A 16,266-nucleotide genomic window follows, 5' to 3' on the forward strand; every position below is an offset into this window, starting at 1 on the left:
CCGCTCGCTGTGCTGGCAGATCACCGCGATACCACCAGAGACGCCGCAGCCCGGAATGAGATAACAGATCTTCACCGTGCACCTCCCTGGCGCCAAGCCCACCTTCGACGACCCCACTGCTGGCGGACCCAGAGGGCCGCAGATTGTGCGCGACCGGCTGCGGTGAAGGCGGCAGCTGGGGCGCTGGCGCTGAAGCGTGAGACCTCTGCGGCTTGGATCTGGCGGAGTAACGTCAAGTAGGATTCGCGCCCGTCGAGGCAGCTTCGCACGCGTTCGCACCCGGTCACAGCAATGCGCTGGCGCTCTTGTGGATTGGCCAGATAGTAGGCAACGGCTTCATGCATCTGCTGGGGGGAGTCGACTGCGATGTAATCCTGCCCGGGCCTGAGCAGATCGTTCGGGGTGATCTTCTCACTAATCAGCAAAATGCCACAGGCCAGCAGCATCTGTACGCGAGGCTCCCAAGAAACCTCGTTTTCGGCATGCACATTGAGGCACAAACGCGCTTGGTGAACATAGTCGACCAGCGGTGCACCCCAAACACCGTGGCAAAGGTGTAGAAACTGGTAATGATGTTTGAGAGGGCCGAAAAAGCGTTCACGATGCGGGGTGCTGCGACCAATAAAGAAGAGATCCCAGCGCTTTGGCGGGCTGGATGCGGTTCGCGTTTTCGGGCTGGGCTGGTAGACATTGGTGGCGACCGGAAATGGGAAGTGGCCGGAACAGTTAAGGCCATCGCGCGCCATCAGCGGCAGTGAAGCCGCATCATAGTGGAAGACGTAGTCAAAGGGTAACGAGCGGATGGCGCGAAAGTGAAGGTAGCGGTTGAGGCTGTCCCAGGTCATCTGCAGCTGGCCGTCGATCGAACGCGGGAAGGGTTCACTGGAGAGTGCGATGCGTAGGCCGCGCAATTGCTCTAGAACCTTGGCAGGCATCCATTCGCCACGAAAGATGAGGTTATAGTCGGCTTGCAGCTCGAGCAAGGGGGCGAAATCGCCACTCAGCAGCATGGGTGGGAGTGCCAACTCGTGGACCTCGGCATCGGCATCAAGCGCGGTCTCGTAGGTGAAACGGAAGTACTCCGGCTGGGTGATGAAAGCGATCGTGGGCTTGGGCATGGCGAAGCCAGGTCTCTAGGTGATCGCTCAAGATCTCAGGCCGCGCAGCAGCAGGTTCTTGAGCCAAGATGGAAACCACCATTTGTTCGATAAAGCGGAAAGCTTAGCGAGATCTGTGTCTTTTTGTGCGAGCAATTCAGCAGCTGTGGTCAGATGCGCATCTTTTTGTTCTATGAGCCATTGTGCGTTTTCGAGATCGCGTCGCAACAGTCGAACGAGTTCAGCTTGTTCGATTGGTTGCTCGAACAGGCCGGCGGGCAGGTCTGGTAATTGCCCATCAGAGGCCAATGCAAGCCAGAAGATAGGCGCGGCCAGTCCTGCTTCACAACTGAGGAGGGTGCCAGCGCCATTGGTATAGGTCTTCATGGACGCGGCGGTGCCTTGCGGCAAGATCAGCGAGCCGTGGCAAACACGCTGGCCAAAGTAGCGAACGGATCGAAAGTGAGATTCAACGAGCTGCTTGAATTCGGCCTCATCAAGCTCCTTAACATGATAGGGGTTGGTGGTGCCGGGCAGCTCGGAGTAGAAGTAGCGATCGGGGCTAGAGATCAGCAGCACACCGTCAGGCTGGAGCACGCGCTTGATCTCACGCATCATCTCGGCATGGCGTGTGTGGTGCTCGATGGTCTCGAAGCTGACGATTAGATCGACAACGGCATCTGGCAACGGGATAGCGGTGCAGTCGCCGACGAGGAATTGGAGATTGTCAGCTTGGTAGCGCGTGCGGGCATGGGCAATAGAGGCAGGGTCGATATCCACGCCGATCACTTGCGCGGCGCTTTCGGCTAAAGCGGCAGAGCCATAACCCTCGCCACAGGCGATATCGAGCACGCGCTGATCCGCGCTGATCGCTTGCGCGAGCAGATACCGATGCCAGTGCTCAAATTCGATGGCTCCTTCGGTACCGGGGATGAAGCGCTCGCCAGTGAATTCGAGCGCTGTAAACGCCTTTGTCATCACTGATCTCCGGTTATCGCCAAGTCGATCGCTTGCATCGGAATGCCGATCAGACCGTTGACAATGCTAGTGCTGACGGACTTGAACTGCACGGCGTCATGAATCCACTGGTGTTGTACGTGCTCATCAAGTGCGCCATCGGCGATGGCAACATTCACCGAGTAGTCTCCGCCTGCAAGCAAGGGCATCAGGAAGGTGAATTGTGCCTTGACGATCTGTCCAGCTTCAATGGCGATGGGAGTGTCTCGGTAACTCAGATAGGTGTTGTCACCAAAAAGGGCTTGCCCCAGGCGGTCTTTGACAAAGAATCCGACGATGGGGGAGCGCAACGGGCTGTTGGCCTGTACATGCACCACTAGCGAGACTTGCTCGCCGCCAACCACCCAGTTGAGCGGCTCGCCGGCGGCATCGAAGAAGGCTACGCTCAAGACCTGGGCGCCGCCCTGACCAAATGAGGGCGCCTCTGGATCAAACTCGAAGATCTGCAGATCGTTGCGCAGATTACTGGCGTTGAGAAACGCCTGGCGCTGATCTTTCTTCTGCTGCGAAAGCGGCATGGCCTTCGGCTTGAGCTTAGTGGTGGTGCTTTTGCCCTGTTGAGCCTCGTAGAAGGCCTCAAGATAGAGGTCGCTGATGTGCTTGGGATCACCGGCGGCCTGGACTCGACCCTGCTCCAACCAGATGGCGTGATTGCAGAGGCTTTTCACTGAGGCGATGTCGTGACTGACGAAGAGCACGGTGCCGCGTGTCATGAAACCACGCAGAAAGCGCATGCATTTCTGGGTGAAGAAGGTATCGCCCACCGCCAGGGCCTCGTCGATGATCAAGACATCGGCGTTGACGTGCACGATGACGGCGAAGGCGAGCCGCGCCATCATGCCACTGGAGTAGCTTTTGACCGGCTGATTGATAAAATCACCGATATCCGCAAAGGCGAGGATATCGGCAAAGCGCTCATCGGTATCGGCGCGGGTCATGCCATAGAGCGCGCAGCTCATATATACATTCTCCCGGCCGCTGAAATCCGGATTGAAGCCAGAGCCCAATTCCAGCAATGCTGCCACCCGACCGTTGACTTTCAAGCTGCCGGCAGTGGGATTGAGGGTGCCGCAGATGAGTTGCAGGAGGGTGGATTTGCCGCTGCCATTGCGGCCGATGATGCCAACCGTTTGCGCCCGGCGAACCTGCAGCGAGACGCCTTCCAGCGCCCAGAACTCACGATAGTATTGCCGGCGCCTGCCCGCCAACATCTGCAGCAAGCGATGGTGGGGTTCTTCGTAGATTTGGTAGCATTTACTGAGTTGCTCGACCTCAATCATGATCTCAGAGGACATCGGCGAATCCCTTGCGCGTTTTCTGGAACCAAGCAAAGCCAAGTGCCGCAATAATGGCGGAAACCATCGTGTAGAGACCCAATGCACGCCAGGAGGGAACTTGGCCCCAGATCAGCACATCGCGGCTCATCTCGACCGCAGGGGTCAGGGGATTGAGCTGCATGATCGGCTGATAGGCGGCGGGCAGGCTCTCGATCGGGAAGAAGATGGGCGAGAGGAAGAGCAGTGCGGTGGTCAGCACACTGACGACCTGTGAGATATCCCGGAGATAGACCCCTAAGCCCGCGAGAAACCAGCATACGCCTAGGGTGAGGGCAATGAGCGGGACGAGGATCATTGGGAAGAGTAAGGCCGTGAGCGGTGGCAACCCGAACAGGAAGAGGTGGAACAGAAGCCACACGATGAGCCCAACGCCGAGGTGAAAGAGGGCCGAGCCGAGGGTCGTGATAGGCAGCACCTCTAATGGAAACACCACCTTTTTGACATAGTTCACATTAGAGAGAATCAACTTTGGCGCGCGATTGAAACATTCGGCAAAGAAACTGAAGACCAGCAGTCCGGTAAAAAGCACTAACGCGAATTCAGTCTTCGATTCGCTACCTGTGGACCAGCGCGCCTGAAAGACAACGCTGAAAACAAAGGTGTAGATACCGAGCATCATCAACGGGAGAAAAAACGACCACAGGAGTCCAAGGATGGAGCCGCGATAGCGTTCGCTGATGTCACGCTGGATCAACAGCGCGATGAGCGCACGGTGTCGCCAAGGGCTGAGGATCATTTCCTGGGGGGATGGTGAGAAGGCCTGCATGCTTGGTGGGTCGGTAAGCTGAGGGGTCCGCCACAAGCGCTGAGTGCAACAAGACCGAAACGCTGATCTTATCAAAGAAAGGCTCGCTGCACTGGAGCAGCTCCTACTTTTGCACCATACCCACAAGCCGCTCCCCGCTCCCCGTCGACAAAGACGAGCAGCGTGACGTGATGCAGGGCCATGATCTCAAGCGCGGCGCTCACGCTGCTTTCGACACGAATGGTCATGGGGTCTGGCGTCATCAGCTCTCGAGCATTGAGGACGAAGAAGCCTTCGCGAGAAGTCTGCAGCGCACGGCGCAGATCGCCATCGGTGATGATGCCGCGAATGCGCGCGGGCGGATCGGCCACGAGTGTGACGCCCAGCTGGCCTTCGGGACGGTGCCAAGTACAGCCTTGGGGCCTTCGTCAGGCGCTATGAACGGAAGCTGCTCACTGCGCATCTCGTTGCGCACGCGCTTGCTCCCATCCCGATCTGCTCAGAGCGACCGCCATAACAGAGGCTCAACTCCAAGCGCGACCACGGCAAAGGCACGCAGGTCCTTGAGTCCGTGGCGTTCGATCAGCGTGCCGCCATAGTCCCGCGCCTGGGCCCCGGCTTCATCGAGCTTGGCGGATACTGCTGGGCGTGTGGCGAGCGCCTCGCGCGGCAGCTCGCGCACCTGCTCGCCGCTGAGGCCGAGGTCTTTGAGGCTGAGGTACTTGAACTCGAGTAGGAGGTCGAGCGCCTAAAAGCGCCGCTTATCCGGTCGCACGATCAGCGCGAGGTCGGCATAGCCGCGATCGGCCTCCAGTTCGGAGACCGCCATGTAGAGCCGATCATCGAACAGCAGGGTGAGAAAGGCGAACTTGACTAGCAGTTCGTTGCTCCAGCGATAGTCGCGGTTGGACAGCACACGGAAGTAGCTCTGTTCGATGAGGTCGCAGAGCGGTGCGAGATCGCCCTTTAGGTAGAGCGCTTCGCTGGCGCTACGGGCCTGGCTGCGGGTCTCGGGTGCCGGAAGCCAGCGCTCGCGCAACCGCTCGACATAGAGGCCGCGGGCGACCAGGTTGGGAATGCGCAAGATCAGCTTGGCGAGCTCGCCCTCGCCGGCCAGGGTGAGGATGCCGAAGAAGTACAGCAACGAGGCCATGAACGGCTGATCTTTTACGGCGGCCAGCACATCGGCCACACCGAAGCGTTGCACCAGTTCAGGGATCAGGATGCGGTCATCGCCGCTCAGGGCCTCGATCAGCAGGTCTTCACCTTGCGGGAGCTGGGCGATGTAGATCAGCTTGTTGCGGTCCATGGCGAGGTTTTCATCGAGCATGCGGCGGGGGTATTGACCGCGCAGGTAAAGGGCGTCGAAGAAATACAGGCTGAGGGTGGGATTGTAGAGGCTCTCTTGCGACTCTTCGCTGAAGCGATAGCCGTTGTAGAAGGTGCGCATGGTCTCGAGCGCGGCGGGTGCGCTCCAGTCGCCGCCTTCGGTGGCGAGTTGGCTGAGTACATTGGCAACTTCGGCCTCGGTGAAGCCGCAGAGGTCGTTGAAGGTGGGTTCCAGATAGATATCCTTGCCGACGTTGTAGCCGCTGGTCATGTCGCTCATCACCACCGGCGAGACGCCGGTGATGAAGACCCGGTCCAGTCCGAGCCCACCGGGGCGGCCTTGACCGATTTGAACACGGTCTTCAGCAGGCCTTCGCCTTGCAGCAGGGTCTGGTAGCGGTCTTGGCTGCCGGGGCGCGGGGCCATCAGCACTTCATTGGCGAAATTGTCGTATTCGTCGATCAGGAGGTAGAGCTTGTGCGGGGTTTGGGAGACCAGGCTCAAGGTCGTGCGCCAGGATGACAGGGCATTGTCCGGGTGCAGTTGAACGGCTTCGCCGAGCTGTTCGCGATAGCGCCGGGCAAAGTCAAGCAAACAGTCATTGATGTGTTGATGCACCGCCGCTTCGATATCCGCGATCTCGCCGTGGGCTGGGATCAGTGAGAAGTCCCATTTGAGGATAAAGTATTGGTTGTGCAGCGCGGTCGGCTTGTGGCCGATGGCGAGGTTGCCGAACAGGTCGTCAAACTGCTCGGCGCGGTTGAGATCGTAGTAGTGCTCGAGCATCGACAGCAGCATGCTTTTGCCGAAGCGGCGCGGGCGCAGGAAGAATCAGTTGCCGGCCCGCCTGCTCTAGGGCGGGAATGCGATCGGTGCGGTCGAGGTACCAGTAGCCCTCCTCGCGCAGGGTGCCAAAATCGCGAGGCCGTAGGGGAAGTGCATGGGGCGACGCTTGTTGCGGGTGCGTTGCGTTTGAGCATAGCAGGCGGGCGATGGCTCAGGCGGATGCAAGCCGATCAGTTGGGCACCGACCATTCACGCTGCGTGCCGCTACGTGCGTCTGCGCTTGGCGAACGCCTGAGCAAGTTCGGAAACCGCAGGCTATTCTGTATACTGTCCCTCGATTAAGCTGCGGCCCGCGCGCCTCAGTGGAAGATGGTCTCAGGCGTCTCGGCGGTGAGGATGCGTTTCGACCATTGCAGGAGTTCTTCAGGTTTGGCTGCCGAGATGCGCTCCCGGTGCGCCTCGAGTGAATCCGAACCGAATTTCTCTTGCAACAGAGTCATCAAGATCATGGCCTCTCCCTGCTGCATGCCCAGAATCTTCCCCTTCTCAATCCCCGCTTGTTCAACCGTCGTCACATAAGGCATCTGGTATTGCTCCTCTAATGCATAGAGTTCTTGCCGGAATTCCGCTTCCAGCGCTTTGGGCAGGCGGACCATCCAGTCGATGAGGCGGAAAAGCTCCTCAATAAGCACCCGCCCGTAATCGCGATCATACATCAAGCGCATCAAGCGGAATTTCCAGCCTTTGAGCGTCTTGGCATCGTCGGTCACCTTGGCGCGGATCTGCGCCATCACCACCAGGGCAAAGACATTGTCGCTGGTTTCCAGCTCGGCCCAGCGTTCCGGCTCAGCATAGTCGAGCAGTTTGACCACGGGAAATTGGAAGTCTATCCGACAGTCCCACAGCGCTGCGCTGTACTGCTGTGGGCGGAAGCCTTGGTCGGCATCTGCAAGGACCGCCAGGCTCGCCACCGGCACTTGATAGACATCGCGGATTTTATAGTGGTAGGTGAACATCCGCTCGGCAAAGACGGTTTCCGGATCACCTTGCACTTCGACATGGATCAGTACCCAGACCGGCGTGCCGTCGCGGCGATAGACCCCGACTAACTTGTCGGCATAACGCCGGGTGGTCTTGGCTTCGCGGACGATCTGCTGGAACTCTTTGTCGAGAAACTGTATCCCTTTGGACCAGTCGACCTCGGCATGGATAGCTGGGAACAGCAGTGCGAGAAACTCCGGGAAGAACCGCTCCAGGGCCTCTTTCCAGGGGCTGTCGTAGTCGGGTTTGTCGCCGGTGTCGGTGGCTTGGGTGTCGGCTGTCATGGGCAGAGTCTAGCCGATGCTGCGGTTTGGGTAGGAGGGGCTTTGGCTGCGCGCATCAGGCTGTTCGGTATACTGTCTCTGGATTTGCCGTAAAAGTAGCCGTTCGGCAACAAACAGTGCACCACGTCCGCCTGCTGTGCCCGAATGAAAGCCGCCATCGGAACGATGACCGCCCAATAGCCGCGCAGCAGTGCGAGTGCATTGACGAGCTTCGCGCCGACCATTGCCGGACTCCCGATAAGCCCATGAAGCAAGCGATTGCGTCGGATGATCGGGCCAACGCTCGCTCGTATTCGAGGCAATCGCCGCCGCTTTGGCGCTGCTGCGGCCGATGAATCGTTCCTTCCCTTTAGTATCCTGGCGTCTGCAGCTGGCGCTGGCTCCAAGTTGCGCGCAGGCCCATGTACCGAGATCCCCGCCGCCTCCATCGCCGGCGCTAAAAACCCTGGATTTTCAAAGGTATAGACAGAGGCTGCGAAGCACTCGCGATCAAGCCGTGGCAGATTACGAAGTAAGTCCATCTCCGCGCCACCGACGTCGAGCGAGCCAATGACTACGACAACCGAAATTGGCTTCCGCTCCTGCGCTGGCCTGTTAACGGAAGAGTGGATAGCAGATAGCAACGCCCTGACTCCTATCAGCTCGGCGCAGGATTGCTGCTGGTTAACTCGCGCATGATCAACTCTAGAATCGCGCATGGATGTTCTTCATGCCCTAGATGGCCGAGACTCGGCAGGCGACGCAACTGCGCAGAGTGTACTAGCCGCTTAACCTGTTCGGCTTCGATCGGCGGAATCGTCTTGTCATCCTCAAAGCTGACTAACACCAACCGCGGCTTGAGCTGCGGCAGGTCGCGCACCATCGGCTCAAGATCCCAATTCGCCATCATATTGAGTGCCGCGGCCAAATGCCCCGGATAGGAGATCAGCAGCCGATACAACGCGATCCCTTCTGGGGTCAGGCGCGACCCGGTGCCGTCCGCCATGCGCTTGACGCTGCGCGGGTCCTTGCGGGCGCCGCGGGCAAAGAAGCGGGGCACCACCGAGCTACGCGCAAACAGCTTCGCGGCCGGTGAGAACCACTTCCCGGCAAACCCCCTGAGCGGTAGGAGTGCGCCGCTGAGGCTGATCAGCAGCCTTGGCTGGATGTTGCCATCGAGACACATGCGCGCCAAGATCGCCGCCCCGGCTGAATGGCCAACGGCGACCTCGGGCACGAAACCCAATGACTGGGTGAGCGCGCTAACGGCGGCTGCCATGCCCGGCAATGACAGCTGCTTCGGCTCCGGCGCTGCGGTAAAGCCATGGCCTGGTAGGTCGAGGGCGAGCACCTGAAAATGCTCGGCGAGCAGAGGGAGCAGCCCTCCCCAGGAATGCGAGGCCGCACCGGTGCCATGGATCAGTAGCAAGGGTGGACCGCTGCCAGCCTCTTGGATATGCCAACGGAGCCCGCCGGCCTCGACGAAGCGGCTGCACTCGCGATTCGGCCAGCTGTGCCCATCGCGTTCCCAGCGTGGCTTGTCGTTCATCACCAAGATAGAGGTCATTGGCGTTGATCCCTTCGACCTGCGCTATTCAAGTGACCGCCTGCACGGCGCCGGAGAGCGCGCGCGCATCCGCATGCGGTAGCGGCAGATAGACGGCGCCCATCTCGCGCGCCAGATTCTCCGCATCCGGGCGTGGCCGTGGCGACATATCCACCACCAGCGCCTTCAGCTCGGCGACGCGGAAGGCACGCGCCGAGGCCAAGGCATCCTCAGCCGCTTGGGCGCGGCCACCAATGCCGTCGCGATTTACATTCGCACGGCCATCGGTGAGCAGGATCACGACGGCAGTGCCACCGCGCCGAGTCACCCCGTCGGCGAGCGCGAGCGCGGCATCGATACCCGCGGCCAGCGGGGTTCCGCCACCACCGGGCAGGCTGGCCAGTCCGCGCTTGGCCCGCACGAGCGAGCGTGTCGGCGGCAGCAGGATCTCGGCACGCGGACCACGAAAGGCGATCATCGCGACGCGATCGCGGCGCACATAGCAATCGGCCAGCAGCAGCTCGACCGCACCCTTGGCCTCGGCGAGGCGATGCAGCGCCGCCGAGCCAGAGGCATCGACGACAAAGATGGTCGTGGTCTCGGAGCGTTGACGATAGCGGGTGATGCGAAAATCATCGCGTCGCACCTCGACCAACACCTCGGACTCGCTGCCCTTTTCGGCGCGCTCTTGCCGACGTAGCCGCTGCCAAGGTGCCGCGACTCGCAGCGTATCGATGACATTCAGCCGTGCGCCAGCGCCGGGCTCGCCGCGGCGCGTGCCAGCCGGACGGCCGCGCAACGAGCCACTCTGGATGGCGCCCGACTTACCGCTCGACTTCGAGCGTTGGCGCATCGCACCCATCTGCAGCATCGCCAGCAGATTCGGCGGGATCGCCGCTTGGGCGGCCTCCAGCACCTGCTCCTCGAGCGGCTTGTCCAGCTCCTGCTGCGGTGTCTGATCTTGGTCTTTCTGCTCGTCCTGGTTGTCTTCCGGGGGTGGTGGTGGCTCCTCGGCCTGTTGCTCCTCGTCCGGCTGCTCCGGCATCGGAATGCGGGTCGCGCGCGGCGCCAGCACCAATCGGGCCGCCGCGCTCACATCGGCGGACTCCACGCGATCGCGCCCGGCGAGCGCGGCAGAGGACCGCGCAACGCGTAAGGCCGCGATTGACGAACGCAGCGAATCGACACCGAGCGCCAACGCCGTGCCGCAGAGCATCTCGATGGCCTCTTCATCGATCTCGATCTCGCCCAGCCGGCGCCGCGCCGATTGAATCTGGCTCGGGTCAAAGTCTGACGCGAGCGCCTCACGGTAGCGGATATCGCCAAGATCGAGCAGGAAGGCGAAGCGATCGAGCAGCGTATGCGGCACCTGCTCTTCTTCGTTGGCGCCCTCGTCGAGCGCCACCACGCCGACCCGGGCCGAGGTGCGCGCGGTGATCCCATCGCGCTCGACCTGGATCTCGCCGTTATCGAGCGCCGCGCTGAGGTAGGCCGCGGTCGAGCGACCAATCCGCTCAGCCATCGCCAGCTGCACCACGCCGCCATCGGCCTCGGCCAGCAGCCCACGCTCGGCCACTGGCCGCCCGGCGTGCAAGGTGGCCGCTAGGTCGAGCCCGCCGAGCAGGCGACCATCAGCAATATGCAGCGGGATGCGCCGGAATGGCAGATCCGGCGGCAGCAGCTCGCGCAGCAGCTCCATCCAGAGATCACGCACCGGCCCCGGCAACGCGCGCACCGAGATGCCGCCGCTCCCGACCGGATCAACCGCGAACAGCGCCGCAGCCAGGCAAGCATCGTCCCAGCGCGCGCTGTTATCGGGTAGGCCAGCCCGATTCGGATCAGTCGTCTGATCAGTCGTCGAACCAGTCATCGGATCCGTCATCGCGGCACACCCAAGCGCGGGCTCGAGCAGGATTCTAGGCTGCCGGCTAGACCCGCTGTCGGCAAGCCATCAGGGCAGGGCACCCAGCCGCTGCAACGCCAGTTGATCATTCTCGTGCGACGCGAGCCGCTCATTCGCCGAACAGCTCCTCGATAGCGCGCTCGACGCGGGTCGTGGAGCCGGCATCGTCGAGCACATTGCGGCGCAGCCGGTGGCGCAGCGCCGGCGGCGCGACCCGCTTCAGATGCTCATCGGTCACGCTCTCGTCACCCTCGAGCGCGGCAAAGGCGCGCGCGGCTCGAATCAGCGTCAGCTCGCCGCGAAGACCGTCGGTGCCGAGCTTCATGCACAGCTCAGAGGCGCGCTCGAGCGCCGCATCCGGAACCTCGACATTGGGCAGCCGCTCCTTCGCATTCAGGATCTGGCGACGCACCTTGCCATCCTTGCGCTTGTACTTGTCGATGAAGGCTTGAGGATCGCGCTCGAAGTCATCGCGTAGGCGCACCACCTGCACCCGCGATTTCAGGTCCTGCGGCGTGCTGATCTCGACCGAAAGGCCGAAGCGGTCGAGCAACTGCGGGCGTAGCTCACCCTCTTCCGGGTTACCGCTACCGACCAAGACGAACTTGGCCGGATGACGCACACTCAAGCCCTCACGCTCGACCACATTCTCGCCGCTCGCGGCGACATCGAGCAGCGAATCGACCAGATGGTCCTCGAGCAGGTTGACCTCGTCGATATAGAGAAAACCGCGATGCGCGCGTGCCAGTAGACCAGGCTCGAACGCCTTCTCGCCGCGCGTCAAGGCCTTCTCCAGGTCGAGCGCACCGATGACGCGATCCTCGGTCGCTCCCAGCGGCAGATCGACCACCGGCACCTGCGCCTTGCGCGCCTTGAGCGGGCCGCTCGCCTTGCGCTCGCGGCATTGTTCGCAGAGCCCTGAGTCTGGCGCATCGGGATCGCAGTTATAGGTGCAGCGATCGACGACGCGCATCGCCGGCAGCAGCGCTGCCAGGGCACGAATCGCCGTCGATTTGCCCGTGCCGCGATCGCCAAACGCGAGCACCCCGCCGATACTCTGATCCGTCGCCGCGATCAGGATCGCGAGCTTCATCTCTTCTTGGGCGACAATGGCAGAAAAGGGGAAGGCAAGCGGCATAGTCGTGTGAACCTTGTCGGCGGGCTTTATCAAACGCCCTTACTGGAGGCTAGAATCGCGGCACGCGCGATCGCCGCAAGACCCTAGCGTCGGTGATTCTTTTCGGTCAAGGCGAACCGATCGTTTGCTTGCGCTGGCTCAGCGCAGGCGCCTCTGGACGCCGTTGAAAACGACCCCTAGGCGCTCTCCAGCTGCGTGTTTCGCCTTCGCCGGCGCTGTGTCCTCCCTGAAGACCTCGCGCAGCAGGCTTCGCGCAGCCATGCCCGATTTAGAGTTGGACGACAGAGACACAGATTCAACCAAGAAGCACCTGTCCACTGTCTCGTTCCCGATGATCGCACCACAGCGCACTCAAATCGATGAAGAAGTTATCCAAAGAAGAGCATTTGAACCGCAGATTACGCAGATGAACGCAGAGATTTCAATACCCTGTTATTCACCACTGCTTCACCTGTTGAGTGGCCTTGCTAAACCGGCTAGAGCATTGTTTTTAATCTTTTATCTGCGCGCATCTGCGGTTTAGTAGGTTATGGGCACTGACCAAGGCGACGACCTGAGCAGGCTGCTCGAGCGCCGGCGAGCGCTCGGCGATGCCGGTGCGCTTCGGATTGGCGACCGGCGTTACTCGTACGCTGAACTCGCGGTGCTCGTCGAGCAACGCGCGGCTGCATTGACCGGCGCCGGTGTGGCGGCTGCTGAGCTAGTGCTCTGTCCAACCACACCGGTGCTGGACTCGGTCTTGATGCAATGGGCGCTGGCGAGTCTTGGCGTGGCCATGCTGCCAGTCCGCGCTGATCTGCCGGCCTCGCGACGCGAGTCGCTGATCCGCACGACTGGTGCTGAATGGTCCTGGCGGCCCGCTGACGAAAATGTGGGGCTAGCAGATGTGGGGCTAGCGTCGCTGATCGGCGCGGGGGCAGACACAGCAGAGCGCGTAACGCGGATCGCTGATGCGGAAAGACGAGCGGCAGGCACGCTGATCCGCTGCGGATCAGCCCATTGGTCTCCGCCCGCGCCCGCATCGGAGCCTGCGCCAGCGGCCAGGCCTACACTTGCGGCCAGGCCTGCACTTGCGGCTGCCCATCCAAATTCATCCGCGAGCCTGACGACGACAGTCGTGCCCGGTGCTGCCACCGCGCCAGCGCTCTTCGTCGAGACCAGCGGCAGCAGCGCGGAGCCCAAGATCGTCATGTTGAGCGCGGCAACGATCATCGCCTCCTGCCTAGCCGTGAATGCGCGACTCGAGCTCAAGCGCGGCGATCGCTGGCTCTGCGTCCTGCCGCGCCAGCATGTGGGCGGACTCGCGATCGGTTATCGCTGTGCATTTGCGGGTGCCGAGCTGGTGGTGCAGTCGCGCTTCGAGGCCGAGAAGGTCCGGGTGGCGCTCTGGGACCAACGCATCACCCATCTCTCGCTGGTTCCCGCGATGTTGCAGCGCTTGCTCGACGTCGATCCGACACCACCGCCCGATCTCAGGGTCGCGCTCCTCGGTGGACAGGGGATCGATAGCAACCTGGCCCGACGGGCCGTTGAACAGGGCTGGCCGCTCTACCTCGGCTACGGCATGACCGAGACCTTCTCGCAGGTCGCCGGCGGCTGGATTGATGCCGATGGCCTGCCACAGCGCGGAATGATACCGCTGGACGGCGTCGAGCTCAGCTGCCCCAGCTGCGGAGAAGCCAATATAAAGTCACGGGGCGTAACCCTCGCCGACATCCAACCGCCCGAGCAACCCACTCGGCAGCCAAAGCAACAGACCCGATCGCGAGCCTGTCCAAAGACCCAGGCCGCCGTCCAGCAGGCCCAACCGCTGCGCATCCGCGGCCCGATGCTCATGCTCGGCTACGCCAATCCGACTCGCACGCCCGGCCATGGTCTCGACAACGGCTGGCTACAGACCTCAGACCTCGCCTGCCGACTGCCGAGCGGTAACCTGCAGGTACTAGGGCGTGCCGATGATGTCGTGCTGATTGCCGGCATCAATGTGCTACCCGCCGAGATCGAGCGTGAGCTAGCCCAACTGGATCAGATCGCTGAGATCGCCATCATCGGCGTACCTGATCCGACCTGGGGACATCGACTGGTTGCGCTCTATGTCGGCGAGCTTGAGCCGGCACAGCTCGAGGCCTGGTGCCGCAGCAACCTGAGCTCGCATCGGCGACCACGGACATTTGCACGTCTTGAGCATCTCCCGACACTCCGTTCAGGCAAGCGCGATCGGCAGAGGCTCATCGCCCAAGCCGAGGCGCTAGCACGAACATCAGAGGCTCCCCGCAAACAGACGAAATCGAGCTTGGACTAAGCGGCGGCAGCGCCCGAGCCCAATGAGAACACCACAACATTCCCATTCCCAGTCGACCTGCTGCTGCGCCAGGGCGGGTTTCGCACTGGCTTCTTGACTTGACTAAAATAGTCGGGTAATTTTTGCCAAAACATCAATGTAGCTTGGCTATCCGATTCACCTGCCCAAAAATTTCTGATCCCGACAAACTCAGTAGAGAGAAAAATATCTATCTAAATAGCTATTATACAAAAAATTGCTGAATTTTTGATCCAACTATATCCCTTTCAGTGACTACAGAGGCACTAGTAATGCTTAGCAAAACCCTACTAACCTCAGTTGTATTAGCAGGTGGTCTCATTTATTCAGTCGGCAGCATCGGGGGGACAGTCACGCTCGACGTGAGCGATCCTGGAGCAAGTACTGTGCCTGACAGCTTCGGCGACACAACCGATGTCAATTTCACCTGGGGCGTCAATGGCGACATGAAATACTGGAGCCGCGACAGCTACAGTGGTAAGGATGCTTTTTTCTGCGGAACATCACGGTAGGACGGCCAGTTACCCAGCCGCCCCCGTACAGATCCCGGCGTGCGGAACTACCGCACCGGGCTCCTCGAAGTGATTCGCTTCGCACATGACAGCATCTTTAGAGTACTCAGAAGCTGTGGCAGATACGTGGTCGCTCAAGCTTGAACACCTTGATCAGTTCGGCAAAGCCCTTCCAGTTGTAGCTGCGCCGCTGACTGCGACGATTCATCTCCCGGTAGAGCATGCGAGTGACATGATAGAAGAAGTCACCCAGGCTTTCGTAGTTGCCTCGGATACCGTAGTAATTGTAGTACCCGCGCAGTTTCGCATTGAGGGCCGCGAAGAATTTGTCCTTGTGCATCCGGCAGTGTACGCGACACCAGTCTCGAAAACTGGCCAGGGAGGCGCGGTATTTCTTCCGTGCCGTGCGCCGTTTGAGCGCGGGTTTTCTCCAGCGCCCTCGTCCCCAGCGAAACTCGAATCCGAGAAACTCAAAGGTGCCGTTACGCGTCCAGTCCTGACGCGAGAACCGGAGCAACTGCGTCTTCTCTTGCGCGACTTCCAGCCCGAACCGTTCCATTCTCAACCCAAGCACCCGATAAAAGCGCTGGGCGTCGGATTCACATTCAAACGCGCACACAAAATCGTCGGCATACCGACAGAGGTACGCTTTCCCTTTGCAATGTGTCTTGACGGTGTTTTCAAACCACTCATCTAGCACATAGTGGAGATAGATATTCGCAAGCATCGGTGAGATGATCCCGCCTTGGGGCGAGCCTGTCTCTGGATGCTGAACCGCGCCATCCGGCTCCAATACGCCGGCCTTTAACCACTTGCGAATCAGCCGCAGAAAGGGTTCGTCGTCGATTCGTTGCTGCAACATCTCGATCAGTTTGTCATGATCGATTCGATCAAAGAATGCGCGGATGTCCGCCTCGACCAGGAAGTGATAACGCCCGCTTCGCAGCACGGCGCTCAGGTTTGAACCGCATCCAAGGCTCCAACCCGAGGCCGGTAACCATAGCTGCAGTCGAGAAAGTCCTGCTCATAGATCTCTTCCAGGATCTTGGTGACCCCCATCTGTAGCACTTTGTCCGCAATGGCTGGTATCCCCAATGGCCTCAATTTCCCGTTGAGCTTGGGGATGTATCTTCTGAGTACCAGCTTGGCCCGATACCACCCCCCTTTGACCGCCGCCACCAGTCCTTCCACATTGTCCTGGAGGTTGGCTTCATAGGCGCGTGCATCCAGTC

At 60.8% G+C, this 16,266-nt stretch carries 14 protein-coding genes and 2 pseudogenes; 3 read left to right on the top strand and 13 right to left on the bottom strand.

Translation table 11 applies throughout. The features are described from left to right. Window positions 1–71: 71 nt before the first annotated feature. The 11 genes and pseudogenes from CKO42_RS04665 to bchI all read right to left on the bottom strand — a co-directional run bounded on the left by CKO42_RS04665 (window position 72) and on the right by bchI (window position 12,202). Entirely contained in the window at window positions 72–1,118 is a 1,047-nt protein-coding gene (locus CKO42_RS04665; RefSeq protein WP_200239882.1) for a glycosyltransferase family protein, read from the bottom strand. 27 nt (window positions 1,119–1,145) lie between these two features. Next, the gene (locus CKO42_RS04670; protein ID WP_242479122.1) at window positions 1,146–2,075 is read right to left on the bottom strand and encodes a class I SAM-dependent methyltransferase; all 930 of its coding nucleotides are present in this window, start codon (window positions 2,073–2,075) and stop codon (window positions 1,146–1,148) included. Next, the gene (locus tag CKO42_RS04675; RefSeq protein WP_200239886.1) at window positions 2,075–3,409 is read right to left on the bottom strand and encodes an ABC transporter ATP-binding protein; all 1,335 of its coding nucleotides are present in this window, start codon (window positions 3,407–3,409) and stop codon (window positions 2,075–2,077) included. Before CKO42_RS04675 ends, CKO42_RS04670 begins: the two co-directional genes overlap by 1 nt. After that, window positions 3,399–4,217 (bottom strand): ABC transporter permease, encoded by an 819-nt coding sequence (locus CKO42_RS04680; protein WP_242479123.1) that lies wholly within the window; start codon window positions 4,215–4,217, stop codon window positions 3,399–3,401. Before CKO42_RS04680 ends, CKO42_RS04675 begins: the two co-directional genes overlap by 11 nt. 71 nt (window positions 4,218–4,288) lie before the next feature. Beyond that, the gene (locus tag CKO42_RS28225; RefSeq protein WP_200239888.1) at window positions 4,289–4,567 is read right to left on the bottom strand and encodes a CBS domain-containing protein; all 279 of its coding nucleotides are present in this window, start codon (window positions 4,565–4,567) and stop codon (window positions 4,289–4,291) included. 128 nt (window positions 4,568–4,695) lie between these two features. Beyond that, window positions 4,696–6,467 (bottom strand): annotated as a pseudogene (locus tag CKO42_RS04690) (AAA family ATPase). A 203-nt stretch (window positions 6,468–6,670) separates the two neighbouring features. Beyond that, window positions 6,671–7,636 carry an RpnC/YadD family protein gene (locus CKO42_RS04695; protein WP_200239890.1) on the bottom strand — a complete coding sequence of 322 codons (966 nt, stop codon included), beginning with the start codon at window positions 7,634–7,636 and terminating at the stop codon, window positions 6,671–6,673. Then, on the bottom strand, window positions 7,633–7,860 hold the full coding sequence (locus CKO42_RS04700; RefSeq protein WP_200239892.1) for a hypothetical protein: 228 nt from the start codon (window positions 7,858–7,860) through the stop codon (window positions 7,633–7,635). Before CKO42_RS04700 ends, CKO42_RS04695 begins: the two co-directional genes overlap by 4 nt. Window positions 7,861–8,273: 413 nt before the next feature. Then, complete coding sequence (gene bchO / locus CKO42_RS04705) at window positions 8,274–9,182, bottom strand: alpha/beta fold hydrolase BchO (RefSeq protein ID WP_242479124.1); 909 nt, start codon at window positions 9,180–9,182, stop codon at window positions 8,274–8,276. A 28-nt stretch (window positions 9,183–9,210) separates the two neighbouring features. After that, window positions 9,211–11,031, bottom strand: a complete 1,821-nt coding sequence (locus CKO42_RS04710) for a magnesium chelatase subunit D (protein WP_200239894.1) — start codon at window positions 11,029–11,031, stop codon at window positions 9,211–9,213. Between the two features lie 142 nt (window positions 11,032–11,173). Further along, entirely contained in the window at window positions 11,174–12,202 is a 1,029-nt protein-coding gene (bchI, locus tag CKO42_RS04715) for a magnesium chelatase ATPase subunit I (RefSeq protein ID WP_200239896.1), read from the bottom strand. 259 nt (window positions 12,203–12,461) lie between these two features. On the opposite strand from bchI, the gene CKO42_RS04720 reads away from it, so the two are divergent. From CKO42_RS04720 to CKO42_RS04730, 3 genes are all read left to right on the top strand, one after another. Further along, window positions 12,462–12,725: a hypothetical protein gene (locus tag CKO42_RS04720; protein WP_200239899.1), complete on the top strand. Its 264-nt coding sequence runs from the start codon at window positions 12,462–12,464 to the stop codon at window positions 12,723–12,725. Window positions 12,726–12,731: 6 nt separating this feature from the next. Then, entirely contained in the window at window positions 12,732–14,504 is a 1,773-nt protein-coding gene (locus CKO42_RS04725; protein ID WP_200239901.1) for a class I adenylate-forming enzyme family protein, read from the top strand. A 290-nt stretch (window positions 14,505–14,794) separates the two neighbouring features. Next, entirely contained in the window at window positions 14,795–15,034 is a 240-nt protein-coding gene (locus CKO42_RS04730; protein WP_200239903.1) for a hypothetical protein, read from the top strand. A gap of 106 nt (window positions 15,035–15,140) precedes the next feature. On the opposite strand, the gene CKO42_RS04735 is transcribed toward CKO42_RS04730, so the two are convergent. Both CKO42_RS04735 and CKO42_RS27130 read right to left on the bottom strand, forming a co-directional pair. Next, window positions 15,141–15,983, bottom strand: coding sequence for a reverse transcriptase domain-containing protein (locus CKO42_RS04735; RefSeq protein ID WP_338034846.1), 843 nt, complete (start codon window positions 15,981–15,983; stop codon window positions 15,141–15,143). A 5-nt stretch (window positions 15,984–15,988) separates the two neighbouring features. After that, window positions 15,989–16,266, bottom strand: a pseudogene (locus CKO42_RS27130) (group II intron reverse transcriptase/maturase); the annotation flags it as partial.

It is taken from the genome of Lamprobacter modestohalophilus, from assembly GCF_016583905.1.
Taxonomy (GTDB): Bacteria; Pseudomonadota; Gammaproteobacteria; order Chromatiales; family Chromatiaceae; genus Lamprobacter; species Lamprobacter modestohalophilus.